This is a genomic window from Aureispira sp. CCB-E, from assembly GCF_031326345.1.
Taxonomy (GTDB): Bacteria; Bacteroidota; Bacteroidia; order Chitinophagales; family Saprospiraceae; genus Aureispira.
The window spans coordinates 4,774,650-4,800,665 of sequence record NZ_CP133671.1; the positions used below are offsets into that span (position 1 = coordinate 4,774,650).

26 protein-coding genes are annotated in these 26,016 nt (G+C 35.0%); 14 read left to right on the forward strand and 12 right to left on the reverse strand.

The genetic code is table 11. The annotated features are described in order from the left end of the window. Positions 1-5 precede the first annotated feature (5 nt). From QP953_RS18440 to QP953_RS18465, 6 genes are all read left to right on the forward strand, one after another. Complete coding sequence (locus QP953_RS18440) at positions 6-1,142, forward strand: 1-acyl-sn-glycerol-3-phosphate acyltransferase (RefSeq protein WP_052599487.1); 1,137 nt, start codon at positions 6-8, stop codon at positions 1,140-1,142. Positions 1,143-1,444: 302 nt separating this feature from the next. Continuing rightward, the gene (locus QP953_RS18445; protein WP_052599486.1) at positions 1,445-1,630 is read left to right on the forward strand and encodes a hypothetical protein; all 186 of its coding nucleotides are present in this window, start codon (positions 1,445-1,447) and stop codon (positions 1,628-1,630) included. 204 nt (positions 1,631-1,834) lie between these two features. Beyond that, complete coding sequence (locus QP953_RS18450; protein ID WP_052599484.1) at positions 1,835-2,284, forward strand: hypothetical protein; 450 nt, start codon at positions 1,835-1,837, stop codon at positions 2,282-2,284. A gap of 513 nt (positions 2,285-2,797) precedes the next feature. Then, positions 2,798-3,370: a DUF642 domain-containing protein gene (locus QP953_RS18455; protein WP_052599483.1), complete on the forward strand. Its 573-nt coding sequence runs from the start codon at positions 2,798-2,800 to the stop codon at positions 3,368-3,370. 164 nt (positions 3,371-3,534) lie between these two features. Then, positions 3,535-4,644: a DUF4856 domain-containing protein gene (locus QP953_RS18460; protein WP_309552295.1), complete on the forward strand. Its 1,110-nt coding sequence runs from the start codon at positions 3,535-3,537 to the stop codon at positions 4,642-4,644. A 174-nt stretch (positions 4,645-4,818) separates the two neighbouring features. After that, a complete protein-coding gene (locus QP953_RS18465) occupies positions 4,819-7,410 on the forward strand; it encodes a TonB-dependent receptor (protein WP_309552296.1) in 2,592 nt (863 codons plus the stop codon). Between the two features lie 62 nt (positions 7,411-7,472). On the opposite strand, the gene QP953_RS18470 is transcribed toward QP953_RS18465, so the two are convergent. The 3 genes from QP953_RS18470 to QP953_RS18480 all read right to left on the reverse strand — a co-directional run bounded on the left by QP953_RS18470 (position 7,473) and on the right by QP953_RS18480 (position 10,741). Next, on the reverse strand, positions 7,473-8,375 hold the full coding sequence (locus QP953_RS18470) for an FKBP-type peptidyl-prolyl cis-trans isomerase (protein WP_309552298.1): 903 nt from the start codon (positions 8,373-8,375) through the stop codon (positions 7,473-7,475). A 189-nt stretch (positions 8,376-8,564) separates the two neighbouring features. After that, positions 8,565-8,996, reverse strand: a complete 432-nt coding sequence (locus QP953_RS18475) for an FKBP-type peptidyl-prolyl cis-trans isomerase (protein ID WP_309552300.1) — start codon at positions 8,994-8,996, stop codon at positions 8,565-8,567. Between the two features lie 107 nt (positions 8,997-9,103). Further along, the gene (locus QP953_RS18480) at positions 9,104-10,741 is read right to left on the reverse strand and encodes an ABC-F family ATP-binding cassette domain-containing protein (protein WP_052599472.1); all 1,638 of its coding nucleotides are present in this window, start codon (positions 10,739-10,741) and stop codon (positions 9,104-9,106) included. A gap of 217 nt (positions 10,742-10,958) precedes the next feature. Here QP953_RS18480 and QP953_RS18485 point away from each other — a divergent pair, with 217 nt between their 5' ends. The 6 genes from QP953_RS18485 (at position 10,959) to QP953_RS18510 (ending at position 15,977) form a co-directional block, all read left to right on the forward strand. After that, positions 10,959-11,573, forward strand: coding sequence for a hypothetical protein (locus QP953_RS18485; RefSeq protein ID WP_309552301.1), 615 nt, complete (start codon positions 10,959-10,961; stop codon positions 11,571-11,573). Between the two features lie 252 nt (positions 11,574-11,825). Next, positions 11,826-12,476 (forward strand): outer membrane beta-barrel protein, encoded by a 651-nt coding sequence (locus tag QP953_RS18490; protein ID WP_309552304.1) that lies wholly within the window; start codon positions 11,826-11,828, stop codon positions 12,474-12,476. 52 nt (positions 12,477-12,528) lie between these two features. After that, on the forward strand, positions 12,529-13,116 hold the full coding sequence (locus tag QP953_RS18495; RefSeq protein ID WP_309552306.1) for a hypothetical protein: 588 nt from the start codon (positions 12,529-12,531) through the stop codon (positions 13,114-13,116). A 57-nt stretch (positions 13,117-13,173) separates the two neighbouring features. Beyond that, positions 13,174-13,764 (forward strand): hypothetical protein, encoded by a 591-nt coding sequence (locus QP953_RS18500; RefSeq protein WP_309552308.1) that lies wholly within the window; start codon positions 13,174-13,176, stop codon positions 13,762-13,764. Positions 13,765-13,904: 140 nt separating this feature from the next. Continuing rightward, positions 13,905-14,954: a hypothetical protein gene (locus QP953_RS18505; RefSeq protein ID WP_309552310.1), complete on the forward strand. Its 1,050-nt coding sequence runs from the start codon at positions 13,905-13,907 to the stop codon at positions 14,952-14,954. A 3-nt stretch (positions 14,955-14,957) separates the two neighbouring features. Beyond that, entirely contained in the window at positions 14,958-15,977 is a 1,020-nt protein-coding gene (locus tag QP953_RS18510; RefSeq protein ID WP_309552312.1) for a hypothetical protein, read from the forward strand. On the opposite strand, the gene QP953_RS18515 is transcribed toward QP953_RS18510, so the two are convergent. The 5 genes from QP953_RS18515 to QP953_RS18535 form a co-directional block, all read right to left on the reverse strand. Beyond that, on the reverse strand, positions 15,974-16,516 hold the full coding sequence (locus QP953_RS18515) for a sterol desaturase family protein (RefSeq protein WP_052599458.1): 543 nt from the start codon (positions 16,514-16,516) through the stop codon (positions 15,974-15,976). The two genes, QP953_RS18510 and QP953_RS18515, sit on opposite strands and share 4 nt — an antisense overlap. Positions 16,517-16,607: 91 nt before the next feature. Continuing rightward, positions 16,608-17,168 (reverse strand): Crp/Fnr family transcriptional regulator, encoded by a 561-nt coding sequence (locus tag QP953_RS18520; protein WP_052599455.1) that lies wholly within the window; start codon positions 17,166-17,168, stop codon positions 16,608-16,610. Positions 17,169-17,480: 312 nt separating this feature from the next. Continuing rightward, a complete protein-coding gene (locus tag QP953_RS18525; protein ID WP_052599452.1) occupies positions 17,481-18,026 on the reverse strand; it encodes a hypothetical protein in 546 nt (181 codons plus the stop codon). Between the two features lie 45 nt (positions 18,027-18,071). Continuing rightward, entirely contained in the window at positions 18,072-18,623 is a 552-nt protein-coding gene (locus tag QP953_RS18530; protein ID WP_309552313.1) for a hypothetical protein, read from the reverse strand. A 3-nt stretch (positions 18,624-18,626) separates the two neighbouring features. Then, positions 18,627-19,499, reverse strand: a complete 873-nt coding sequence (locus QP953_RS18535) for a hypothetical protein (protein WP_309552315.1) — start codon at positions 19,497-19,499, stop codon at positions 18,627-18,629. A 668-nt stretch (positions 19,500-20,167) separates the two neighbouring features. Between QP953_RS18535 and QP953_RS18540 the strand changes: the two genes are divergently transcribed. Both QP953_RS18540 and QP953_RS18545 read left to right on the forward strand, forming a co-directional pair. Beyond that, positions 20,168-21,028: a sigma-70 family RNA polymerase sigma factor gene (locus QP953_RS18540; protein WP_309552316.1), complete on the forward strand. Its 861-nt coding sequence runs from the start codon at positions 20,168-20,170 to the stop codon at positions 21,026-21,028. Between the two features lie 309 nt (positions 21,029-21,337). Further along, on the forward strand, positions 21,338-21,940 hold the full coding sequence (locus tag QP953_RS18545; RefSeq protein WP_309552318.1) for a hypothetical protein: 603 nt from the start codon (positions 21,338-21,340) through the stop codon (positions 21,938-21,940). A 52-nt stretch (positions 21,941-21,992) separates the two neighbouring features. Here the strand turns inward: QP953_RS18545 and QP953_RS18550 are convergent, their stop codons facing one another. From QP953_RS18550 to QP953_RS18565, 4 genes are all read right to left on the reverse strand, one after another. Beyond that, positions 21,993-22,859 (reverse strand): geranylgeranylglycerol-phosphate geranylgeranyltransferase, encoded by an 867-nt coding sequence (locus tag QP953_RS18550; RefSeq protein WP_309552320.1) that lies wholly within the window; start codon positions 22,857-22,859, stop codon positions 21,993-21,995. Positions 22,860-23,054: 195 nt separating this feature from the next. Beyond that, positions 23,055-23,840: a DUF3137 domain-containing protein gene (locus tag QP953_RS18555; protein ID WP_309552322.1), complete on the reverse strand. Its 786-nt coding sequence runs from the start codon at positions 23,838-23,840 to the stop codon at positions 23,055-23,057. A 12-nt stretch (positions 23,841-23,852) separates the two neighbouring features. Then, positions 23,853-24,893, reverse strand: a complete 1,041-nt coding sequence (locus QP953_RS18560; protein WP_309552323.1) for a DUF3137 domain-containing protein — start codon at positions 24,891-24,893, stop codon at positions 23,853-23,855. Between the two features lie 10 nt (positions 24,894-24,903). Continuing rightward, entirely contained in the window at positions 24,904-25,992 is a 1,089-nt protein-coding gene (locus QP953_RS18565; RefSeq protein WP_052599440.1) for a DUF3137 domain-containing protein, read from the reverse strand. Between the last annotated feature and the right edge of the window lie 24 nt (positions 25,993-26,016).

A 26,016-nucleotide genomic window follows, 5' to 3' on the forward strand; every position in this document is an offset into this window, starting at 1 on the left:
CATCAATGCAACACCACAACCATACCAAGCCTAAAATATATGGCGATCACCAAGTTCGAGAAGCCATTCAAGAATTATTTAGTTATGAGGATTTTCTGGCAGGAATGAAAGCGTTTGTACCTCCTCAACTAAACAAATTAATATTAGACGAAAAAGATACTGTTCAAAGTGCTGATGATTTTCAAAAAAAGGTGATTCGCCCTTTTTTAAAAACGGTTGCACAGAGCAGCATTAGCAATTTTACGTTTAGTGGTACAGAACATTTATCCCCATCCAAAAGCTATTTGTTTGTTTCCAATCATCGAGATATTGTCTTAGATTCTGCTTATTTAAATATGGTTCTACTAGAACAAGGTATGCGGACAAGTCAAATTGCCATTGGAGATAATTTAGTTGCCAACCGTTTGACAGAATTGCTATTCAAAATAAATAAAAGCTTTGTTGTTAAACGTTCTGGTAATCCTAGAGAAATTTACAACCATGCCGTGATTCTTTCTCAATATATCAAAGAAACACTTACAAAGGAAAAAGACTCTGTTTGGATTGCACAACGGGAAGGGCGCGCCAAAGATGGCAATGACAAGACTCAAATTTCTTTGCTAAAAATGTTGAGTCTTTCTAGCAAAGACAACCTCGTAGAACATTTTAAATCACTCAACATCACTCCTGTCTCAATTTCTTATGAATACGACCCTTGTGGCTATCTAAAAACGAAGGAGTATTTAAAGAAAAAGAAAGATCCTAATTACAAAAAAGTGTTTCATGATGATGCGCAACATTTGTTGTTGGGTATAAAGGGACATAAAGGTCATGTTCATTTTCATTTTGAAAAGCCACTCCACAAACGTCTTGATGCTCTGTATGAAGCCCCCAACCAAAAAGGAATGTTACTTAATTTGGCTGGCATAATAGACAAAGCCATTCATCTCAACTACCAATTGCACCCCATCAACTACTACGCCTACGATCAACTTTTGAACTCGACTAATTACTCCTCAAAATATGCTCCTACCCAAGCTTCTTTAAAAGAGTTTTTTGATATGCTTATTGAAATGCTTCCTCTTGAAGAACAAACAGAAGGTCGGGAATTTATGCTTAAAATATATGCCAATCCTCTAAGCAATAAATTGAGTTATGGTTAATCAATAGTATCAACAGGTTATTACTTCTAGAACAATTACTTTTGTTACTAGCCACGAGTTGTGTTGTGACTACATCGTACTTATTATTTGCGGCTTGCTTGTTTATAAGTCTACAAAATGGCTTAAAAAACGTCTAAGAGGCAATTAATTTTTTGTTTAAAAAAATCGTTTATTATTCTTATCTTACACGTCCCATTTACGAAAACATCGATAAAAAACTGAAAATCAATTGGATATCTTATTTTTTTTTCGTTTTATTGTAACACCCTAATTATTTCAAAACTCTATCTTTTTTATTACCTATGAAAGTATTGCTATTTGTCGCTATTGTTGGTGCAATTATTTTTATCATTATTAACAACTCTCAATCCAATCAATATATCTGCGAAAGGTGTGAAGGAAAAGGTTTTTGGAGAGGATTGCGAGGTGAACGGAACAATTGTAAGGCTTGCGATGGAACAGGCTATATAGAGCACAAAAAGAGTTAGTTAAGAACTAATTTGGCAGAATCAAGCGATACATATGGCTAAAAACAAACCTATATTGGCTAAAATAGGTCTATTCTTGGCAAGAATAAACTACTTGTTTTTTTTATTATTATATAATTTCGCTTTACTGTTTTTGTATTACGCGGTAATAAGTAATACAAATTAACTTTTAATTGATTTATTAACTTTTAATTTTCATTAATCATGAAATCTTTAATGTCCCTCGCATTACTTGTTCTCTCACTTAACGTGTTTGCAATTGATGCTCCCCTTCAAGAAGAAAAAATGGTTGCGATTATTCTAATGATGGATAATGGCGATGAACAAGAAATCATTAGCACAATCTATACTTCACTAATGGCTGCTGAAAAAGTTGCTAAGGTATTGGATATAGAATTGATCGCTGAGGATGAAGTAAACGATGATGTTTTTGTTTTCTCTCTAAAATCACAAGAACAAAAAGAAATCGCTATTAAATTACTTGATGAAGAAGGCTATCGCGTAGCAGCTAACCGTGTCATCAAAGTAGATAATGGCAACAACTACAATGCGCTCAATGTAAAAACATTGGAAGATGGTACTTACAAATTCTTAATTACAGACGAAAGTGGTGCTGAAAAAACAACTACTTTGACCATCAATCGCAATAAATAATATATACATAAGTTAAGTAGTGTTTCTTAAATAAGAGGCACTACTTTTCAGACTACAAGTATCCGAAAATAGTCTTTGACAAAACACTCTAGCACAACAAAAAGGCATAACTCCCCTCTTTATTTCATGCTAAGTAGGTAGTCAAAAATGACTTTACATGATTCATAAATTTTCTTCATTCTTATTACAAATCTCTACTTAAGACAAAAAGAAACCATTTTGTCTTGTACTAATATTTATTAATATCATAATAAGGATTAAGTTTTGAAAGTAGCCTACACTTCATTACTTGAATCTAAGCATTGCTATTGCATTGGTCTAACAGTATATTCAACTAACTGATGTTATTTGACTCCAATACTGTAGTAGGGAACTAATGTCAAAAAGTGAGAAAGGATTGAAAATCTAACCTGAATCTATCAAAAATTGGTTGCAAAGTGTATTTATTCTTAATCTAAGCTTCCACATCAAAGCCCTATTTTTTGACAAACAATACAACAAACAGATAACCTTATGAAAAATTTACCGATCCTAATTCTTCTTATATTTCTTTTGAATACATCCTTTTTACAAGGGCAAAACTTGATTAAAAACAGCAAATTTAATTCGGGTGTTGAACACTGGGAAGTTTTGCTAGCGGATAAAGGGATTCCTATCAAAGCACAAGTAATTGAACACAGTCAATTTCCAGATTTATATGGGTTGGCGGATAATTATATCAATACAAACTTTGTAGAGTTGGATGCTACTTCTGCTATTCAACAGAAAATAAATACTGATAAATCAGATAACTATACCTTAATCTTTGCCTACGCATTACGTCCTGATGCCGGTGACAAGCAGTTAGTTATTACAGCTAATGGAACTGTAATTCATACAGAAACCATGAAAAATAGTTCCTCGGTTGGCACATTCAAATACCACAATATCTATTTTAATGCTCCAGATCATATTACAAAGCTTAGCTTTTATGCTGTTTCTTTGAGTGGTCCTGATGATCAAGGCATTTTATTAACAGATATTACTTGTGAAAAAACGGCAGAGATTAACATTAACTACCCTAAAAACGGAAGCAAAACGCACTAGTCTACAAGTCCTTACATTAACATTATCAAACAATAGTTTTACCTCCAATCCCCAACTATTGTTTGATTTGTTAAACTTAAATATTCCTTGTTATTGATTCATTCAATAACTCATTTCTTTCATATTCAAAATATTATTTTATCATCCTTTATCCCCCGACTATTATGAAAAATTACATTGCGATACTTACGATTTCCTTGGGCATTCTATTAAGTCTCTCTGCCTGCCAAAAAGTAGAAGATCAGACTTATACAATTCCAACAACATATAATTTTGAAAATGTTGATTACAGTGGTCAAACGACTCGAATTAAGATGCTAGAAGCGTTATCTATTTATGCTAAATCAGCCAATACACTAGGTTCTAACCAACTGAGTTCTACAGCGATGATTAATATGTACAACAATGCCAATACTGTATTTTCTGATCCCGCTTTAAATAATTCTAGCAAACAATTAAAAAACAAAGTTCATTTATCCATTCAAAACAAGTTTGAAAACTACATGGTTGCTCAAGCTAATGCTAGCCTAAGTACCAATCAAACAGCTGCTGCAAATCAAGCGGGAATTGCTACTAGCAATGATGGCACGCAAAGCTTTTTGCTTAATAACAATGGCGTCGAATTGGCACAAATAATCGAAAAAGGGCTTGCTACTGCTTGTTTCTATTACCAGTCTACTGCGGTTTATTTGGGGGAAACTAAAATGAGTGTAGACAATAAAGCGGTTACAGATGGAAAAGGTACTAATATGGAACATCACTGGGATGAAGCATTTGGTTACTTCGGAGCACCGATTGACTTTCCTAGTAACACCTCTAATGTAGAACTTTGGGCAAAATACTCCAACAAAGTAAATTCTATCTTAGGATGCAATTCAAAAATCATGAATGCGTTCTTAAAAGGTCGTGCTGCTATCTCGGCAGAAGACTATAATGCAAGGGACGAGGCTCGCACTACTATTAAACAAGAATGGGAAGTTATCTTGGCTGCTGTGGCTATTTCTTATTTAAATGATGCTAAAAAGAATGCTACCGATTTTGCCCTTTATGCTCATTACCTAACAGAAGCATACGCTTTTATTGCTGGGCTAAAATACGGTGCTTCTAAAACCATTCCTGATGCAGATGTTGATAACATCTTATCCAACTTAGCAGGAAGTTCAGATCCTCTACAAGCTAATATTTATGCTACTTCACTGCAAGATATCGACAATACAATCAATGCTCTCGCTAACTCATTTACTAGTTTAGAAACCGTAAAAGCAAGCCTTTAAGTTTGCTAAATGTGTTGACAACTAGATAGAAGGACAAAACAAGTGATTTTTTTATGACTGCTTTTGTTCTTCTACTTGTAAGTGAAGAAACTCTACTTTTATAAACGTTGGTTTTCTATTGCACAATCCTCCAATAATTCCAATAGAACTAACAACATTAGTCTCATTTTAACAATGAAATATTTTTATATTGTAATTATACTTTTATTTTCTCAATTTTCTTTTGCATGGACAGAACTAGGTGGAAATATCCGTGGTTTGGTCTCCAACTCCGAATCTGGGCAAATCATACGTGGTGCTACGATTCAACTCGTTTCTTTCAAAGGTAAAAAAACGCCTGTCAAGGCATTTTCTAAAGATGCAGGAGAATTTATTTTTGCAAATGTTGCTCCAGGCTTGTACAACCTAGAATGCTCTGCTTTTGGATTTAAGACAACTCGTATTGTAGGGATTCAAGTAAGAGAAGATCAGACAAAATTGGCTTATTTTAAATTAGTTAGAGGTCCGGCAGCTGAAATTAACGAAATATATACCTATGCAGCATTAGAAGCCAAACAGAAAGCTACAACAGAAACAGGTTCAACCTCTAACGAATCTATTGAAAATACTCCTGCTACGATTTATGTGGTAACCTCTGAAGATATTGAATATGCTGGTTATATGGGTTTAAATGAGTTACTCTTGGATATTCCAGAAATCGAAATTCAAAATCGCTTCACGTCTGAAGATTACAATACAATCTCGTCTAGAGGAATTCAAGGAAATGAAAAATTACTACTTTTAGTAGATGGAGTACGTTATAATAGTATGACTAGTACCAAAATGGCCATTCTTGAAAATTTTAACATCCGACATGTTGATCGAGTAGAGGTTATTTTAGGGCCTGCTTCGGCTCTATATGGTGCCGATGCTTATATGGGGGTTGTCAATATCATTACCAAAAGAGGAAGGAATGCCAAAGGGTTTAATTTAACTGGAAGTTATGGCTTGTACAATACAACCTCCAATGCGTTTCAATTTGGACTGGGCAACGATAAGATGTCTTTCTCGATGTCTGGAGGAATGTATTATTCGGAAGGTGTCAATCTCAACGAACAATACCCAGATGAATTTAGATGGTATAACAACAATTATATGAATAACGGAACAGTACTCCGCAGTCCTTTTGACCCAACAGGAAATACACAACAACTTCCCATCAAAAGCTTCGATTTGAGTCGTTTCAGTTACTTCTTTGATGCTAAATTTAGATACAAAAAGTTGACCATTGGTTTCTTTCATAATCAAGAACAACATAGTAGTTCGATAGGCACTAAAGGTCAATATTCTCCTTATTGGAAAGAATCTAGATATGGTAGTTCTCTTTCTGGAATAAATATCAATCAGCTATACCAACCTAAACGATCCAATAAGTGGTCGTTAAATACGTTGCTCAATGCCACATTCATGTTTATTCCTTTGAATAGTAAATTTGTTAATACATTTTCTGGTTATGCCAATGCCTACAAGACTGGAACGGATATGGGAGCAAGACTAACCGAGACCTTTAACTATACCTTCAACAAAACCCATAAACTTGCTGTAGGTATTACGCTCCAACACTCAATGACCTTGCCCAAAACTAGTGATATTCCCCAACAACCTACTCAACTTTTCTTACCCGTTCGCCCTGTTAATACTGTACATGATAACATTTATTATTTAGGGACAAATCATACCGATGCAGATGGAAATAGCTTAAAAATTTATCAAGACCTATATTATTTACGACGTGTTATAGCTGCTGCTTTTGCAGAATACCGTGTTAATATAAAAGATAAACTATTAATTACTTTAGGTGCTCGATTTGATCAAATTTTTGATATTAGCGAATATTCTCCTGCCAAAACACTACGGACTTATAATAGTATCAGTCCAAGGCTTGGGCTTATTTATAAACCACTAAGTACCCTTAATTTTAAACTTCTAATAGGTCGAGGTTACTTACAACCACTCCCCCAGCGCAAGTACGATCATTTTGGCATTTTTTATCCTGTTGCCAATGCAAGTGGAGAATACACACATATTGAGGGCGGTTTTTGGCGTCTTCCTAATGAAAATTTGCGCCCTGAAACACTCAATACCATTGAGCTTTCTACCAAGTATGTCAAAGGTGATTTGTCGATTGGTGTCAATGGCTATCTTAATGTAATTGGTAATGCTGTCAAGTTCAAAACAGAGTTTGACAATCAAACTTTTAAAGGGATTCCAATTACAGCAGCCGAAAGAGCCATTAATCGAGAAGAACTTATATATACCTACGGAGGAACTTTGCGGGCTGACTATCGAGTTGTTTTAGGTTCTAAAGAACAAATAAAATTAAAAATGCACGCCAGTTATACATTTGCAGATGGTCAAATCGAAAACTTACAATACCTTCCTTTCTCAGCTAGGCACACCTTAAAAGCGGGGGTATTATTCCGCTTATATAATTTCAGTTTGAACAATAGTCTTATCTATCGTTCAGAAAGTTATAACAATGGTTTTATTGATAATGATGGTAATTTCTTTCAAACGGGAAGCCCTTCTTTTGTTGTGTGGAATCTATTTGCTAAATACAAAATCATTACGACTAAAAAAGTAAATTTGGATGTATTCGTAAAAATTAATAATGTCCTAAATAGTAAATACTATCATGCAACAGACAACTCAGCAATTGGCTTGGGAGCTTCACCACAAGACCCTATCCGATTTGTTAGTGGTTTAACAGTTGGTTTTGGTGGCTAAAGTTGTATCGTTTTAATATTAGTTGAAGTTTTGAATGCACGAGTATTCAAAACTTCAACATTTTATTGTCCAACTTTAATCAGTTCAATTTCAAAAATTAAAATGGAATTTGGAGGAATATTTCCTGTTTTCTTATTGCCATATCCCAAATAAGGTGGAATATATGCTCTAATCTTTTCCCCTTCTTCCATCAAAGGAATTACTTCTTGCCACCCTTTGATTACGCCTGTTAATTTGAACGTAATTGGCTTGCCTTTTTGTACAGAACTATCAAAGACTTTTCCATTGATCAATGTACCATGGTAATGCACTGTAATCAGTTCTTTTGAGTTATTACTAACCTGCTTACCACTTCCTTCCTTTAAGATTTCATATTGAATTCCACTCTCTAGTGCAATAACACCTGGTTTGGTTTTATTTTTTTTCAGAAACTGTTTATTAATGTGCTGTTGATCTTGAGCCTCCATTTCTTTAATAGCCTTAAATTTAAGACTCACTTCTTTTTGTGCTTCTTCTACACTAAACAATGCCGTGTTAGAAAATACTGCCAAGATACCTTGCTTAAAATCTTCTTGACCTACTGAACTAAAATCAATCTTAAAGGTTTTCCAATTGGCACCAATTACAATTCCATAATTGTAATAAAAATCACTTAAGGAAGCTTTTGTCAATTGAGACAAATCTCCTGTATTTTGCAGTTCAATCGTTTTGGCTTTGGTCATTTTTTGAGCAGCCACCTCTGTTATCTTTGATTGACCAGTCATAAAAGCTTCTATCCCACTCCAGAGTTTGTCTACAATTATCAAGTCTTTTGACAAACCAATATCTTGGAAATTGGTTCCTGCTAATACGCCACAACTATACGCAAAACGATCTGTAATAATCTCCTTGGAGTTTTGCCCATTGCTTGTTTGACAAAAGCCAAGCAAGAAGAATATTCCTAGCAAAAAATTAAATCTTTTCATAAATATTTGTTTTATACTTCACGTCCTGACCATTGCCTATTTTAGACTGAGTATTATTATTTAGTAGTTCGTTGATTACTTCGTGAGCGCTACGCTTTTAGTTAGCTTCGCTGCTACTGCGTGGTATTTTATGAGATCGCTTCGCTTAGTTACCTGCGCTGCTACTTCGTGGTTTCAACGAACTATTGATTATTTTCCTATTGCAATTAATTCTAATTCGAATATCAAAATAGAGTTGCTAGGAATTTTACCTTCTTGACGATCCCCGTACCCCATACTTGGAGGCACAACAAGACGCCACTTATCACCAGCAACCATTAACGGGACAACTTCTTGCCAAGCTTGAATCAAATTATTTAATTTAAACGTAGCTGTTTTTTTCCTATCTACAGAACTATCAAAAACCTTTCCATCAATGAGCGCACCATGATAATGCACAGTTACCCAATCTTTTACACTAGGACTTACTTTACCAAATCCTTCCTCCAAAACTTCGTATTGAATTCCGTTATCCAATACTGTTACCGTTTCTTTTTGTGCATTTTCTGCTAAAAAAGCTTCGTTTTGAGCTTTTCTTTTTGCTGCTAATTTGCGTTTAAACGCTTCCATTTTTTCACTCATACTGCTACTACTAATAATAATGTCAATAGAATTAAAAAAAGCGCTTAACAGAAATTCTATCAAGCACTTTTTAATTTATAGTATTCAATACATAAGATCTGCTTTAGCTATGAAGCATAAACAGTACCTTTGTACAATTCTTCTCTTTGATTTTTAACCTTCTCATCTTGTAAATACTCATCGTAAGTCATCAACTTATCCAGCATACCATTAGGTCCAATTTCAATAATTCGGTTGGCTACTGTTTGTGTAAACTCGTGGTCATGAGAAGTAAAGATCACGATTCCAGGATAATCAATTAACGCTTCGTTCAATTTCGTAATGGATTCCAAATCTAAGTGAGAAGTAGGCTCATCTAAGATAAGTACATTTCCTTCTTCTAACATAATTTTAGACATCAAGCAACGTACTTTCTCTCCTCCAGAAAGAACATTACAACTTTTTTGTGTTTCTTCTCCAGAGAACAACATACGACCTAAAAATCCACGAATAAAAGTCTCATCTTTTTCTTCCGAATATTGGCGCAACCAATCGACCAAATCCAAGTCAGAATTAAAGTATTTAGCATTCTCATTAGGAAGGTAAGATTTTGTTACCGTTACTCCCCATTCAAAATCTCCAGAATCTTGTGTTTCTCCCTCTTCGCCTGCCAAAACTTGGAACAATTTTGTTACGGCCAAAGAGTTTTTAGAACGAACAGCAATTTTGTCTCCTTTCTCAACAGTAAAATTCAGATTATCAAATAAAACAGTATCTCCCAGTACCTTTTTTAAAGAATTAACTGTTAATACTTGGTTGCCTATTTCTCTGTTTTGCTTAAAAATAATACCTGGATAACGACGAGAAGAAACAGAAATTTCGTTCAAATCCAATTTTTCTAAGGCCTTTTTACGGCTAGTTGCTTGTTTGGCTTTTGATGCATTGGCAGAGAACCGTTGGATAAAATCCATTAATTCCTTACGCTTTTGCTCATTTTTCTTGTTTTTATCTGCCATCTGACGACTCAACAACTGGCTAGTTTGATACCAGAAGGTATAGTTACCTGTAGACAACTTAATTTTCTTGTGATCTACATCCACGATATGCGTACAAACTGCATCCAAAAAGTGACGATCATGCGATACTACAATTACGGTATTTTTAAAATCTGCCAAGAAATCTTCTAACCACATAATTGTCTCTGCATCCAAATCGTTCGTAGGCTCATCCAAGATCAAAATATCAGGATTACCATATAGTACTTGAGCCAACAACACGCGAACCTTTTGATTCGTATTCAGCTCTTCCATTTTTTTAAAATGATCTGCCTCTACTACTCCTAGGTTACTCAACAACATAGCGGCATCGCTTTCAGCATTCCATCCTCCCATCTCCTCAAACAACTCATTCAACTCTCCCGCTCTAACACCGTCTGCATCACTAAAATCTTCTTTCAAATAAATATTATCCAGTTCAACTTTTGTGTTGTATAGTTTTTCATGCCCCATCATTACAGTATCCAATACTGTATATTCGTCATAAGCAAAATGATCCTGTTTCAATACAGTCATACGAGCATCTGGTTCTTTGGCAACATGTCCTAGAGTTGACTCAATTTCTCCTGATAAGATTTTAAGAAAAGTTGATTTTCCAGCACCATTGGCACCAATTACACCATAACAATTGCCCCGTGTAAATTTGATGTTTACTTCATCAAAAAGCACTCGTTTCCCAAATTGTAATGAAAGGTTACTAACTGTTAACATAAGATTTGTTATAGATATAGAATAGAAATATTAGGAGGTTTTATCTCCAATACTTCTCTGTTGTTAAGAAATTTGATGCAAAAGTAGTGATTTTTAATGAATTTTTTCAAATAATAATACTTCCATTTTGAGCTTTTTCTAACAAAACCCCAAATTAGCAAACAATATCCATTATCTTTGCGCTCCGAATACAATTGACAATACAAAACAATAAATAATGAGTTACGTACCTGCTGTTATTCTTCTCATGATCGTTTATATGGCTTCACTAGTTGGCTTTACTACCCCACATCAACAAGCTTGGTATTTGTATTACACCCCTTATTTTATTCTACTCAATGCACTTTTGCTCTTTCTTTATCAAAAAGAATGGAATAAATCGGTGTTTTTTTTCATAGCAAGCACTTTTATTTTAAGTCTTGGTATAGAAACACTTATGACACAAATAATACCTTATTCTTTTGGAAAAACACTTGGATTTAGTCTATTAGGAATACCTCTAGTAATGCCTATTTATTGGTTGGTCAATGCCTTTAGTACCGCTTGTATCATCCATAAATCACCGCTAAAAAACCAATGGTTACAGATTATCTCTGGGGCATTACTCATGACAGGATTAACGGGACTCATTCATCAAGTAGCTCCTAAACTTGATTTTTGGACAATTGCCTCGACCAATGGGAATAGTCTATTTTTCGCCGTTGTTTTTTTATGGAGTCTTGTCTGTCAATATTTATTTGCTCGATTACAGGTTAGCTCCAAAAATTCAATGGCTATTTATATTTATGGTGGTCTATTAATATTTTTTATTGGTGTATTTAGTTTTTTATAACCCTTGATTAATGCACTATTGCCATGAACTATTCAACAATGGCAATAGCTTTTTTTTAGAATATAAGCAGCGTATTTTAAATTTTAGTGGTTTTATAAAAGAACTGCCTTTGCAAGATACGACGTCCTATGTTTATCATTAAAAGATAAACCTAAATTTTATCTGGCAACTACCCCTTACTTCATAAAATAAACCATCCATCTATGCCACAACTTTACACATTCTATTTATTATACAACAAAATCAATGTTTGTGAAAAAATTGTTTGTGTCAAAGGCTTTACTCCTTTTCTTGGGATGGTGTTTTTCCCTTCCAAATCGGCTTCAAGCGCAGATTCATATAGGTCCTGAGGTAGGAACCGCTATATCTGCTATTGTCCCTTCTAACCAAACAATCCCCTACTATGCTCAACGAATTGGTGTACGTGGAGGAATGTTTGCAGAGGTAGAAATCAGTTCTTTATTTGCTATAAGAAGCGGTGTGTTTTATACGTTACGAGGCTTTCACTTTGGTAATGTTCCCAATCCTTATAATACCGATAAATATTGGGATATGCATAGCCTCAATATTCCAATGATGGGTGTACTCAAACTCAATCAACAAGTACAAGTTGCCTTAGGTGTTGAGATGAATACTGTCTTGGGTAGTAATTTACCTCTTATTCGGATACCGAGTATACAATTAGGTATGCGAGGGGAATGCGCTTTCCACATCACAGAACAGCTTCGTGTAGCAGCTTATTACATGCATGGTTTCAACAAATTATTAGAGATTCGCACTAGACAATCTCGACAAAATGATTTTTACAATAATATTATTGCAGGAATTAGCCTATCGTATGTATTGATCAGCACCCCACAGTCTTCCTCTATTCCTGTTGACCTTTGCCCTCCTTTTCTATAAGCAATCTAACCAATCCTAGCATTCAGCAACACAAAAATAATCCATTGTTACTATGAAAACCACTCTCCTCGCCTTTTGTATGTCCATCTTAGGCGTACTACACGCTAACGCACAAACAGAAATTGGCATAGAAATAGGGCAACACCTGTCCGACTACATTGGGCAACCTCAAGTCTCTAATATCTTTTCAGGAGCCTATACAACTCCAGGTCTAAAAGCTGGCTTTTTTTTAGAAAGAGAGGTATCTGCTCTTATCAATATTAGAACCAGTTTGTTTTATAATTTTAGGTATCTTAACTTCCCCACTAATGATTGGTACCCTTACCAAGGCAATCATTGCTTTAGTCTTCCGATTCAGACTATTTTTAAAGCAGGAAGAATCGTCCATTTTAGTTTAGGATTAGATCCAATGTTACTACTTTCTGAACAACTTCCTACTCCTCAGTTTCATCTTGGGGTTTGTGGTTCTATGGCATTTAGAATAAGAAAAAAAATGCGTCTTAGCTTCTATCTAAATATAGATCTTATCCCCATCAAATTAATTTCAATCCCTAAATCTCATAGTCTTATAGCTGGCGTTTCTTTTGCCTTTGTATTTAAAAAAATGAAAAAACGGCGGGTCATTTATAGCCCAGGCTAATAAGCTTTATTTAGCACAAAAGTTTCTCATTACTAACATGCATCACTTTAATTTATCATGAAAATACTTTTTTTAATTAGTTTAGCATTAACGGTATGCCTATCCTCTATAAAGGGGCAACCTTCACATACTACTCTTGGTGTAGAAATAGGGCATCAGCACATTTTTTTATTATCTCAAGGTTACTCAAGTGTTCCTTATCATACTCGTGCGGGTGTAAAAGCTGGTTTCTTTTTAGAACAAGAAATAAAACCAAGCTTAGGGCTTCGTTTCAATCTATTTTACGATCTGAAATATTTCCAAATCATCCCATCAGATTTTCTCCCCTTTGCTTATCATTCTATAGCCCTTCCCATCAAAGCTATTTTCAAAACAGGCAAAATATTCCGTTTTGGACTAGGCATCATCCCAAGAGTTCTAATGCCATTCAAATCTTCCAATACACAATGCTTATTTAATTTTGGTCCCAGTGTCGAAATCGCTCTAAAATTTAAAAAAATCATGCGATTTTCACTCTATTGCAATTATGATCTCCTAACCGTCCACTATAAGACGTATGGTGATTTTAATAATTTAGCTATCGGTCTCTCTTGTGCGGTTACTTTAAAAAAAATAAAAAAACGACGTGTCATCTATAGCCCAGGATAGGTTACTAAGTCATTCAATTTAAACGACCTATCTACCGCATCTAAAAACCTATATTTTTTATTTATTTACAGTTTCATATATAAATAAATTTTCCTATATTGCTATTCGTATTCCCCAATCACACTTCAAAACTTAAAATTATGGGAAAAGGTAGATCTTCAAAACAATCAGAAACCTCAACCACTACTTCTGTTAACCATCTTTCACAGGAACAACAAGAAACAGGAAACTCTACCAGTAATTTTGTTGATAATAGTCCTGAAGCTATTGAAGCCCGTAGGCTACAAGAATTGGCCAACAATAGTGACGAGACCAATAATTTGACGCAACTACAAGAAAATGCATCAGAACATGATAATTCATCTGTAAGCCAATATCAAGATACTAGTTCAAGCCCTGAACTTGTTCCAAGTAGCTCTTTACGAGACTTTGTTAACGACAAACCAGAACACGATCCTGGACAAATTGCAGACGCTGCTATTAAAGCAACTAGCGAATACCATAAATGGGCTGCTGAGTTTGCCAACTATGTGTTACTCAATCGATACACAGAAGAAGAGGTCCTTTTAGCTTGCCGCTTGGCTATTCGAGAAATGCGAGAAGCACAAGTCTCTAAAGATGTCAGCAACGATGGTCAGACTTATGTTGACTTAGCTAGAAAACAGGGTTCTGTTGCCGATACGGCTATGAACTTTGAAGGCGAACTTCAGTGGAGAGGACAAGGAGGCATTCTTAACCAAACCGATTTTGGAAAATGGATTCTTGAAGGAGGGGCAGAACCCGACACTAGCACAAGCGTTCTAAATTGTTGGGAACTGGTTCTTTATAGTGCATACAAAGAAGGTATTCTTACGAAAGAAAGAATCACAACTCTATACAGAAACTTTGGCTCTGATTTGTCTACTAGCGTTCAAAAAGCGTTTAGTAATTTTGATGTTCTTAGAAAAGGCGAAGAATATACATACGACAAAGACGATCCAGATTCTCCTAAACCAATTAAAGGGGATATGGTTATTTTCAAAGATTTCATGAATCATGTTACAATAGCCACTGGAAATACTGTCGGTGGAAAAATTGAAATTATGAGCCTTTGGACACAAAACAATAAAAAAACCTACAAAACTACAATTGAAGATCTACTCGCAGGAGGCGCCGCTTCTCCCGTCAAATTCTTTACTCCAAATTGGTAATACATGCATCAATATTGTCTTTTATTACTATGCTGTATGCTAGCAAGCTGTACAACTCAAAACTTTAATCGAACAAAACTTAACGATACGCATTTTATGAAATCTATTTTGGTTGCTCCTTGGGGAGAAAAACAAGCTGAAATTATACCGACTCATATTTCTTCTGGTTTAGCATTTGAAGTTACTCCTACCACAAAATTAGCACCTATTTTATTTGAATTGGGAGAAGATAACAAAACTTATGTTGTAGATGCATCCTTTAAGTATTTGACAGTTTTTGATCCTAATGGAGTATTTTTGGAACGAATAGAACTGCCTACTAGTATGTCTAGTAAAACGGTGAAAGATTTTAAAGTGCTCCATTCCAATACTTGTGTGTTCTTAACATCCGATGAGCAATCTAACTATCAACTTGCCTATTGGAATTTTCAAGAGCAAAAACAGAACAGCATTGCGTTGGGAACTTATCGAGATGTTCATATTCTTCCATCCTCTAATTCTAAACATGTTTATTGTTGGACAGAAAAAGAGGACTACTCTGGCATCTTATGGCAATTTTCTAGTACCGATTGGCAAGCAACTCCGACCCAATTTGATCATTTGCCTTTTGGTGCTTCTAGGCTTTTTGAAAAAGAAGATACTATCACAGGAATCAAATTTTTTGAAAAACACAACCTTAGAGGGCTGATTTCTGCACATTTAAAAACAAATGCTGTCCACGAAAAAGTTTGTGCCAAAGAACTATATGGTCCTTTGTTGTATCCGATAGGAATGGACAATAAACGTAACCTTTACACCTATAGTTTACCCAAAGAAGACCATATCTATGGTTCTATCTACTGCATTAGCCCAGAAGGTGCTATTGTAAAGCAACAAACATTAGACAAGTTGACCGCTCAATTTCCAAAAGATTCCAATACCATTCTAACGCCTTACCAAAGTTGGAAAGTGTTAGATAATGGTACTGTTGCCTTGGCTGCGATGACACCACAAGAACTGCATATTTTTACTTTAAATATTTAAACCAAACAGTAGCTATCCGAAAATTCTGGGAGTACTTCTCCTTTCTCATTGGTTAACCATTTTAGTTGGGAACGTCTGGGAACTGGAATAATACCTTGTGGCTTTACATAGGTACCAAATATCTTGTCCCAAAACGGTGTCGTTACACCATGGTTTTTATCTGGATTATTAAAATGATGGTAAAAATGGTGCTTTCGCAACATAACCCCATAGGCATTTCTAGGAGCGTGGGTATGTAAATAACTATGTATGTATTCATACACCAAATACATACTCACTAAACCTGCCGAAAAAGCAAAACTATTTCCCCAACTCATCAGACAGCCCAAGATCAATGTCAATCCCCCAACAACAGCGATGGCTCCTATTGCCTTTTTATAAGCTGCTGCAAAATAATTGACTTCTTTATGATGTAACAAATGTTCTACTGTGAAGATGTTTTTTAATTTTGGATTGTGTCCCAAGCCTCGATGCAAGGTATATTCTAAGAACGTCCAGAAGATTGCACCACCCAAAAATAAACTTAACTTAAGCAACATAACTACTTGTTTTTAAAGTTAGTAAATAAACAATTATATACTTTTAAAAATAAGCTATATTCCTCAAACTTCTTTTAACAATTGGTAAAAACTACCGTTGTGCTCGTATTCTACTCAAAGATTGCTGGGTCATTCCAAGATAAGAGGCTACTTTGCTCAAAGGTGCTCGTTGTATGATACTGGGGTGTTTTTTGAGTAGTGTATGATAACGCTCTACTCCAGTTCTAAATTGAAGGTCTTTCACTTTATCCGATACCTGAATAACCATTTCAGTGATAAATATGCGGGCAAAACGCTCAATTTCGTGGTGGGCATCTAAAAGTGCATTCAACCGTTCCAATGTAATGGTATAAACAACAGAATCTTCCAATGTATCAATACTATAATCGCAGGGACGTTGCTTAAAAAAAGAATCTAAAGCGCTTAAAGGTTCCATTTCGGCTGCAAACCAATGCGTCACATCTTTTCCATCTTTATAATAAAAACTACGCAAAAGTCCCTTTTTAACGAGGTACACTTTTTGGCAAATTTTTCCTACTTCTAACAACAACGTACCCTTTTTGTAGTACTCCTCTTCAAAAGCATTGTTAAAAATCATACTCATCTTAGGAGAGAGTATATTGGTGGGATCCATGATATCACTAACACGCATTTTTTAATTGAAACTTTGAATTAATAATACTCCGTTGATTGCCTGCGGTGCTACTTCGTGGTAGCTCCCTGTGGTCGTGAGGGCACAAGCTTAGTTTTTTAGTTTTCAAGAAACCCGTAGGCTCACGAAGTAAAAACATAAAAAATTACCTTGCATTAAATTGATTATCAAACCTTTAGCACAAAGAGCAAGAAAGAGATATATCTTATTAATAATCAACTGCGAAGCACTCATGCAATACCACGTAGTAGCAGCGTAGCTAAACTAATACGATTTACTGCGTGAGCGCTTTGCTTTTAGTTAGCTGCGCTGCTACTGCTTGGTTTCAACGGAGTAATGAATTAACTTTTCTTTATTTAATTTATACAATGCAATAGAACGACGTTCTTGAAAAGAAGGATCGAACAGCTTTCTAGCTTCTTCCATTTTCTCAAAGATATCTTGCTCGTAAATATCTACAATACCTTTATCTAAAGTCAATTTAAAAACTCTGTAACGGTACTTAGAAAGAGAATTCGAAGCTGCCTCTGGATAAGAGATTCGTTGTAGTACAGAAGGGGTTATCCCTAAAATTTGAAAAGTATTGGGATCAATATACTTAATGGGCGACTGCTCAATAATTGTTCCTTCATTTCCATAAATGTAAAATGTATCCTTCTCTATTTTATAAGGATAAGCATAGCTATTGAGTTGGTTGTGATGATATGGGTAGACCTTTCCTCCTTCAATTAATAGTTCGCAATAAGCAGTATCTCCAACGATGTAGCTCCATTCTCCTCTACAAACTTCTTTTAAATCTACTTTGGTGCAAGACACCCACAAGGTAGAACACAATATTGCTATTACAAGACGTAACATAATATAATTTTTAAGTGGGGTAATTTTTAATAAGCACAAACGAAGTTACAAGTGAACTTCCTGTTGATAAATACTGCTGGTAAAAATAGGAATAAATAAAATAGCAGCCTTGGTAGAAGCATCTAAGTTAGTCCAATCACCTTCCAGTTCCCATCGATCCCAATCTTCTGAACTAGAGGTTCTAAATGTTGCTTCAAAATCACCTGAAACTTGCCAATGATCCCAGTTATTAGAAGAATAGGTTCGAACTCGAAAAGTTTGACTATTTCCCCTAATCTCCCAATTATCCCAATCGTTAGAAGAATACGTTCGTATCGTAAAAAGACCATTATCCAACCGCCAATTGTCCCAGTCTTCTGTGCTTGCCGTTTTAATACTCCCCGATTGTCCTTCCAAGTCATACCGCCAATTGTCCCAATCTTCTGAACTATTGGTTCGAAAACGTCCTGTTGTCCCTTCCAAAAAAAGCTGCCAATTATCCCAGTCTTCTGGACTATTCGTTTGAAGCCGATCCGACGGTTCTATGAAGTTACTTGCATTGGGTTGGCAACTAAACAACAAACTCGTTGCTAAAATAATAGTTAAAAGTGATTTCATCTGTTATCCTCCCAAAAAATTAGTTTCTATATATTTCATCATGAACAAGATAGCAACAAATATAATAGCAATTAAAATAAAACTAGGAAATTTAGATTTCATACTAAATCGCCCCAACATAGATTCCAAATTTTTGCGAACCGTAGTATCTAATTTTAATTTTAATCCTTGACGAAGCATCAAAGAAGCACCATCGCTCCTACCAAAATTTTGAATCAAGACAATAGACAGTTGGTATACCTCATTTCCAATTAAATTTCGAGCAGCATAAAAGTAATCCGGCAACATATTATACAGTTCAATGGTCCTATTAGGCAAATAAGATAGTAACTCTCGTTCGGACATATGATTGAGCTCTTGTTTTCCTTGTAAATTTTTCAGCTCCTTGATTGTACTCTCTACGTAATAATTAGCATGTTTGTAACATTGTTCTTCAAAATCACCAACCATAGGCAAACTTGTTGCGGCCAACAACGACAATGTTTCTTTATCCTGTGTTTTGATTGCCTGAAGTAGTGTTTCTCCGTATTGATAGCCAAAGTAAGGTCCTATAAATTTAAAAAAGTCAGCATCCTGAGTTGCCGTTAATGCTTGACCATTTCTAAAATAATTCAAGTGTCCATACTCTAAGAAATTTAAAAGCTTCTTGTGTTCGTAAATTGCAAGGTGGTATTGACGTGTTTGATAGTTCTCTAATTCCTTTAACAACTTTAAGACCGTCTGTTTAGGCACTTTACTATTACCTATATAAACCAAGTCTGTTTCCTTGCTGTGCTGCATTCTTTCTTGAATGCGTAATTTGTGCGCTTTTAAAGTAGTGGCGTCTACCTCTAAAGGCAAATCAAATAATTTGAAAGGATTGATATATATAGGCATTTTTGTCTAGAGTTTTGGTTGAAGTAATTGTTGTTATATCCCCAGTATTGCAATTACTATTACCCATTCGTTAATCATTAATCCCCAAAAAACTGCAAAGCAAATGCACTGTTTATTCAATGCACTATTCTTAAGAACAACAGGAAATAAAAGATCAGGCAAATCAATTATTTTTTTAGATTTACTATTAAATTAGTAGTTAGCTACGCTGCTACTTCGTGGTCGTTGATTAAAACGACCTTGGATTTAACATTACTTCGTAAAAAAATCACATCAATTTGATTATCAATAGAATACACTTTTATTACTTGATTTATTAAAGAATTGATAATCAAACTGATGCAAAGATACTTTTTTAGTTTTTCACAAAAAAGCTAAAAAACTAAGCTTGCGCTCTCACGACCGCAGGGAGCTACCACGAAGTAGCACCGCAGGTAACTAAGCGAAGCGATCTCATAAAATACCACGCAGTAGCAGCGAAGCTAATCCACGAAGTACTAATTTAAATATCCATCAAGTTTAATTAAAATTAAAAAATTGACAAAGCACTCTCTCTCAAATTAAAAAACTGTTGTGCAGAATATTAGCGGACTATTGCGTTAATACAATTAACTAAAATACGATAATTCGTAGAAAAAATCCACCTTTCTACCTATATTTTGTCCATTATGATTAAAATAGACGAACAAATCCAACAGTTGCTTTTTGCTACAGCCTATAAAATGACTGGCGAAATTGCCACCAGCAAAGATATTAGCCAAGAGGCTATTGCTAAATACATACAAGCTAACAATAAGCAGGTTATCCACATCAAAAATCATCGTTCTTACCTTATTAGAACAACCATTAACACTGCGATTGATTATCTAAATCAATCTAAAAAAGAACGAGGTGCTTACTGGGGAACTTGGTTGCCAGAACCCATTATAAACTCCGAATATAGCATAGATTATCAATTAGATTTAAGCTATGGTATCACCGTTTTACTCTCTCAACTTAGCCCCAAAGAACGGGCTGTTTTTATCCTCAAAGAAAGCTTTGATTATACCTATGAAGAACTAGCTCAAGTGCTAAATCTAACCAATGCTAATTGCAGGAAAATATATCAACGACTGAAAGCAAAAATCAAGCCTTCTAATCGTACTATTTTGGCAGAAAACAAAACAAAAGAGCGTATTATTCATGCCTTTATTAAAGCTTCTAATACAGGGCAATTAGACACTTTATTAAGTATTTTAAAGGAAGACATTGCTCTTTATTCGGATGGCGGTGGAAAAGTTAGTGCTGCCAAAAATATACTTTATGGTATCGAAAGTTGTCGTAAGTTTTTGTGGGGACTCTATGCCAAATTTGAACAAACGCCACGTTTTGTTATCCAAGAAATCAATCAAGAAATCGGCTTTCTTACCTATGTAGGCGAAGAATTAATTTCTATTGGTTTGTTAGAAGTTGAAGGAGAGCAAGTCAGTCGCATTTATTTTATTCGCAATCCTGATAAAATACATCTAGGTTCGATTAAGGATGCTTAGCAGCTTTTTTATTTAGAATTACAATATCTTTAGTAGTTCGTTGATTTTTTACTTTTTCACCAAAAAGATAAAAAAGCACATTTATATTAGCTTGATAATCAAAATTTTAAAATAAAATGCAGCAAATTTGTAACTTTTTGATTATCAAACTAATAAAGTTTAGCTTCGCTGCTACTGCGTGGTTTCAACGAACTATTGATATCTTTTTATCCTTGTAAAAAAAGTAGGCATTCTTTGTCACAAAAAAACACAGGTTTCAGTCTTCTAAGAAAGTATGTTTTTAAACAACTAAAATTAGAGAATTGAACTATGAAAAAAGTACATTTTTTATCTGGTATTATTTTAAGCATTTTTGTCACCTTTCACTTGCTTAATCACCTAACAGCCCTGCAAAGCATTCACACCCATATAGCCGTGATGAATGCACTACGACAAGTATACCAACACCCATTGATAGAGCCTCTTCTACTCTTATCTGTTTTGGTGCAAATTATTTCGGGGGTTCAATTGGTTAGGCAAAGAGGATGGAAGCAGACCTTATACTACAACAAACTTCATGTTTATTCAGGAATTTATTTGGCATTCTTCCTCTTTGTCCATACTTCAGCAACACTTGCAGGACGCTTTATGTTACAAGTAGACACCAACTTTTATTATGGAGCTATGGTTGTTAATTTAAAACCCTATTTGTTTTTTTACATTCCTTACTATTTCTTAGGTGCTTTTTCCTTTTTTGTCCACGTTGCCTGTATTTTGAGAATTAAAATGATTCGAAATGTTGGACTTGATAAAGCCAATCGTCGTGCCAGTTGGGTGCTATTTTTAGGGGCACTTATTGGATTATCCATTCTTTGGGCATTTACTTACAAGGTAGAGTTGCCACCACTTTACCAAAAACTCATGCCCTACTAAGAATCAATCTGCGTTGCTTCTGGGTTTTGTTAAAACCTAGAAGCAACATTATCTATACCAACAGCAATAAAAACAAACCCAATAACATATACACTTTTAACCAACGACTCATTGACGTAAAATTACTAATCTTGTTGGCTTGTTGTAGTTGTCTCGCAAAGAATGCAAGTAGTAACATTAACACCAATAATAGGTACCCCAATGCTATATAAGCACGATAGCTGTATAAAAATAACGCTTCAGCATTTAATAATAAAAATAAAATACTTAACAATACCCACAATACTTTTTTCACAAAAGCAATGCCTTTTTGAACGGCTAGCGTTTGGCAACCTTGATGCCGATCTCCTTCTAAATCTTCTACGTCCTTTACTAGTTCTCGCATTAGAGTAGATAAAAAAGCAAATAAGGTATAGGCAGCTAAAATTCCATGCCAGTAGGGCGTTAGTCCTGCATAAGATAAGTACCAAAACTCCACAACAACCCAAGCACACAACAATGCTACGACCAAATTACCAATCCATGCCTTTCGTTTCCATACAGTAGAATAAAAATACAGTAATCCAATTGCTCCTAAAAAAAACAGCAACAAACTCAAAGATTGTCCATAAATTGCTAGCCCAATTGCTATTATATTACTCCCCCAGTACATTGTTCGGGCAAATTTAAACGAAAGCAACCGCCCAACAACGACTCGATTTTTTTTATTAATTTGGTCAATTTCTACATCAACTATATCGTTAATAATATTGCCCCCTCCCGCAATGCAAACAGTTCCTACAACCAATAGAATAAGGTGGAGAATACTCAACGTTTGCACTTCGGCATTTCCATACAACAGACAAAGCGTTAATCCAATTATTATTAGATTAGGAATTCTTAATAGTGTTAGAACCGCTTTTATTTTTCTAAAGTCCATTTTCTATAAAATCATCGTAGCCAGAATTGTTAGAGGTACCTCTACCCTTTTGTGTCTCATTTTTAGTTGAATCTATGGATGATACAGTTGCCATCAAACATGTAGACAATTTATCCAAACAACTAAAATTCCATTCAAGCTCTGAAAATAGTCCTTCTATAAATTCGTTTTCTACTACTGATAAATGGATGTTTCCTATAAAAAATCCATGTCCACATTCAATTCCAAATAGATTTTTTTATTCTCAAAAGTAACCTCTTCCAGATCGTCCCATTCTCTAAAAATTGAATCTAAACAATGTAACAATTTAGGCTTAATCAATCGTTGGGTTGCTTGCCTTTCTTCAGCATACACGGTATACTTTTTGTTAAAAACAGCATCTTGATGGTGTACAGAATACAAGTGTATGTAAAACTTTTTCCTGCTTTTAGTCTCTATTTCTATTGAGCTATCTACCCACTCTGTTCTGCGAAAAATAGTTGTTCGCTTGCCTAAATCCTCCTCAAAATCTAATACAAAATAAGCCTTGCAAGTCACTCCGTCAGGAGCTAATTCTCCTATCAAATACTCAAAAGGTATTTGGTTTGTAGTTTGCCCTTGAATAACTGTTTTCTCCCAATCCTTTATTGGTCCGACTTTTTGAAACTCTAATAAGGAAGTTGGCGAACAAGGCATGGTGCTTCCATTAATGGTTGGTATAAGCTCTACTAAAAAATCACCATAGGCGATTTCGTAAGTTTTCTCTGGATTACCAATATCAGTACTTTTTCCAATTACGATTCCTAAAAATCCCCCCAAACACAACCAGACGCACCACCAAGGCAAATCAGATAAAAGAATCAAAATAGTTACCAATAAGACCAACAAGCCAACAGCATAATAGAGATAATCCATATAATACAAGATACGCTGCTTTTTTCTTATTTTTTCTAAACGCACCAAGCTGGGGTAAAAGGTCTCTTTAATGTCTTCTATTTTCATATATTCGTATATCTATAACAACCCCTGATCTATAAAATGATCGTAAGCTGAATTATCCCAATTTTCGGTAGAAGCTGTAGAATCTTTTAATGGCAAACGTCGTTCTTGTGAGGGCAATTTAATTCGATTCATTCCAGCACTCAATTCCTCTACAATAGACAAACAAGTCGTTAACTCCTTAAAAAGCTTTTGCCCCAAATTAGCTTCAGATACGAATTCTGTCAAATCTGTTTCAAAATAATTGTGTTGAGAGGGCAAGGCAATATGAAAAACATCCTCCACAAAGGAGAACCTCAACGCTCCAGACCATTGTTCTACTAACCCCCAAAGAAGTCCAGTAAATTCAGGCGTTAAAAATGCCTTCACATCTTCTTCCTCTTGACTATATATCGTATACCCTTCTGCAAATTGTGTGCTTATTTGTTGCTGTGCAACAATGGGATCTTGTTCAATGTGTTTCTTATTGTATGCGTCCAAGGTGTGCGCCATCATCGCATTTTTAGCGGCAAAAATAGATCGATATCCTTTGTTAGGAGATGCTATAGAAATAAAAATCTCCCGTTGGTGTTCCATTTTACCATGAACATCAATCCCATAAGCTACTTCCATCATTGTAAATTCATGCCCTTGTTTTGTCGTTCCTCTAAATCCATCTTCGCAAACCAAATTTCCATTTGCATCCAATAGATTGTATAATAAACTGGCTTGAATATGGTTGCTAGTAGAAAATTGTCCAGGCAAATAGTGTACATTAGGGTAAAGTAATTGGACAAAAGGCTGTACAAAATCATTTTTGTAGACCTCACGGTATGCCCTCTCTGATGGAGCAATTTTTTTGTATTCTATCAATATTCCTAAACCGATACATCCTCCAAAACACAATAATAGAGGAATAGAAAAAAACAAGGTTGCCAATGAAAAAACTATAAATAGACCAATCGGTATCCAACGTAATCTCTTCCCTTTTTCGTAGGCTTTTAAATAATTTTGTCGTTTGCTTTCTAAGTTTTGAAGCAAAGGCTGCAATGCTTCTTGGTTGGATGGGTATGGCATGGAAAGGATTTTAATCTAGTTCTGGAAAGTCGTCGTTTTCTATCCGTTCTTCTATCTCCTCTTTGGGTTGTTTTTTCTCTTTGGTAGACAATTTTTTAATAACATCAAAATACTTATTCAGTTCCTCTATTACCAATACAAAATTAGGATTGTCTATTAAAGATTCATGAATATTTGGTGTAAATACAGCTTGCTTAGCAGGTATTGCAACATAAATTTTGTTGTTAATAAAACTAAGCTTTGGTTTTACTTTCCAAGTTTTATAAATCGCATGAATTCCTTCTACTATCGAAGGTACTAAGATATGATAAGCCATTTCTTTACTATGACTATAGACTGTAAAATCCTTCTCGAACTTAGGATACACATTGGCAACAGCAACCAAATCTCCATCCGCAGTCAAGCCTTTCAAGCTCAACTGATTCAAGTCGGCAATACTCTTAGGGCTTCGTTTGCCCTTGCTAGGCAATACCATTACTTTAGATTGAAAATTGATGGGCATTTCTATCTCGTAAAAAAAACCTTCAAATATCGTTTTTCCTTCTTTGTAAGCCCTTATTTCTGAAAATTGAAATTTCTGTCCTGTCTCTGAAAAGCCTTTAAAATAATCACTGCCTTCCATTTCTAAAGGTTGCTCCTTAAATAAATCAGAATACAAAATCAACTTGGGTGCAACAAACTGCTCTACGGAATAAGTGACCTTGGAAAACGCCGATTTGGCAATAATCGTAAAGAATTGCTTTTTAAAATCAAGAACATAGTTTTGGCTGGGTTTGCTTACCGCTGTCGTGGCAATTTGTACGCCAATGGCTACTGCTATGCCCAACACGACAAAAGACATGATTGGGTTAATTTTCCAGTAAATGGGTATTGCAAGTATGGTCAGAATTGCGGGGACAAAATAATAAAGATGTATTTCTTTTGTCTTACCTAATTGTTTCAATCGAAAGGCTTCCAATTTTTCAATTGTTGGAGCCAACTCCTCTTTGTATCCTTCTATTGGGTTCATCAATTCTTCAACTATAATGTAATAATATTCGTATACAAAACTACTGAAGTAATTTGGGTTCACCAATAAAATAGGCAAACTATTAAGCATTATTACGCATCATTTTGTATGATA

What these genes read in the sequence shown, in the direction of transcription:
- QP953_RS18455 (WP_052599483.1), top strand. Translation starts at nt 2,798, where the DNA reads ATGAAAAATTTACCGATCCTAATTCTTCTTATATTTCTTTTGAATACA.
- QP953_RS18550 (WP_309552320.1), bottom strand. Translation starts at nt 22,859, where the DNA reads ATGGACTTTAGAAAAATAAAAGCGGTTCTAACACTATTAAGAATTCCT.
- QP953_RS18530 (WP_309552313.1), bottom strand. Translation starts at nt 18,623, where the DNA reads ATGAAATCACTTTTAACTATTATTTTAGCAACGAGTTTGTTGTTTAGT.
- QP953_RS18495 (WP_309552306.1), top strand. Translation starts at nt 12,529, where the DNA reads ATGAAAACCACTCTCCTCGCCTTTTGTATGTCCATCTTAGGCGTACTA.
- QP953_RS18560 (WP_309552323.1), bottom strand. Translation starts at nt 24,893, where the DNA reads ATGCCATACCCATCCAACCAAGAAGCATTGCAGCCTTTGCTTCAAAAC.
- QP953_RS18505 (WP_309552310.1), top strand. Translation starts at nt 13,905, where the DNA reads ATGGGAAAAGGTAGATCTTCAAAACAATCAGAAACCTCAACCACTACT.
- QP953_RS18445 (WP_052599486.1), top strand. Translation starts at nt 1,445, where the DNA reads ATGAAAGTATTGCTATTTGTCGCTATTGTTGGTGCAATTATTTTTATC.
- QP953_RS18515 (WP_052599458.1), bottom strand. Translation starts at nt 16,516, where the DNA reads ATGTTGCTTAAGTTAAGTTTATTTTTGGGTGGTGCAATCTTCTGGACG.
- QP953_RS18480 (WP_052599472.1), bottom strand. Translation starts at nt 10,741, where the DNA reads ATGTTAACAGTTAGTAACCTTTCATTACAATTTGGGAAACGAGTGCTT.
- QP953_RS18510 (WP_309552312.1), top strand. Translation starts at nt 14,958, where the DNA reads ATGCATCAATATTGTCTTTTATTACTATGCTGTATGCTAGCAAGCTGT.
- QP953_RS18450 (WP_052599484.1), top strand. Translation starts at nt 1,835, where the DNA reads ATGAAATCTTTAATGTCCCTCGCATTACTTGTTCTCTCACTTAACGTG.
- QP953_RS18555 (WP_309552322.1), bottom strand. Translation starts at nt 23,840, where the DNA reads ATGAAAATAGAAGACATTAAAGAGACCTTTTACCCCAGCTTGGTGCGT.
- QP953_RS18565 (WP_052599440.1), bottom strand. Translation starts at nt 25,992, where the DNA reads ATGCTTAATAGTTTGCCTATTTTATTGGTGAACCCAAATTACTTCAGT.
- QP953_RS18465 (WP_309552296.1), top strand. Translation starts at nt 4,819, where the DNA reads ATGAAATATTTTTATATTGTAATTATACTTTTATTTTCTCAATTTTCT.
- QP953_RS18440 (WP_052599487.1), top strand. Translation starts at nt 6, where the DNA reads ATGCAACACCACAACCATACCAAGCCTAAAATATATGGCGATCACCAA.
- QP953_RS18500 (WP_309552308.1), top strand. Translation starts at nt 13,174, where the DNA reads ATGAAAATACTTTTTTTAATTAGTTTAGCATTAACGGTATGCCTATCC.
- QP953_RS18525 (WP_052599452.1), bottom strand. Translation starts at nt 18,026, where the DNA reads ATGTTACGTCTTGTAATAGCAATATTGTGTTCTACCTTGTGGGTGTCT.
- QP953_RS18520 (WP_052599455.1), bottom strand. Translation starts at nt 17,168, where the DNA reads ATGCGTGTTAGTGATATCATGGATCCCACCAATATACTCTCTCCTAAG.
- QP953_RS18540 (WP_309552316.1), top strand. Translation starts at nt 20,168, where the DNA reads ATGATTAAAATAGACGAACAAATCCAACAGTTGCTTTTTGCTACAGCC.
- QP953_RS18535 (WP_309552315.1), bottom strand. Translation starts at nt 19,499, where the DNA reads ATGCCTATATATATCAATCCTTTCAAATTATTTGATTTGCCTTTAGAG.
- QP953_RS18485 (WP_309552301.1), top strand. Translation starts at nt 10,959, where the DNA reads ATGAGTTACGTACCTGCTGTTATTCTTCTCATGATCGTTTATATGGCT.
- QP953_RS18470 (WP_309552298.1), bottom strand. Translation starts at nt 8,375, where the DNA reads ATGAAAAGATTTAATTTTTTGCTAGGAATATTCTTCTTGCTTGGCTTT.
- QP953_RS18545 (WP_309552318.1), top strand. Translation starts at nt 21,338, where the DNA reads ATGAAAAAAGTACATTTTTTATCTGGTATTATTTTAAGCATTTTTGTC.
- QP953_RS18475 (WP_309552300.1), bottom strand. Translation starts at nt 8,996, where the DNA reads ATGAGTGAAAAAATGGAAGCGTTTAAACGCAAATTAGCAGCAAAAAGA.
- QP953_RS18460 (WP_309552295.1), top strand. Translation starts at nt 3,535, where the DNA reads ATGAAAAATTACATTGCGATACTTACGATTTCCTTGGGCATTCTATTA.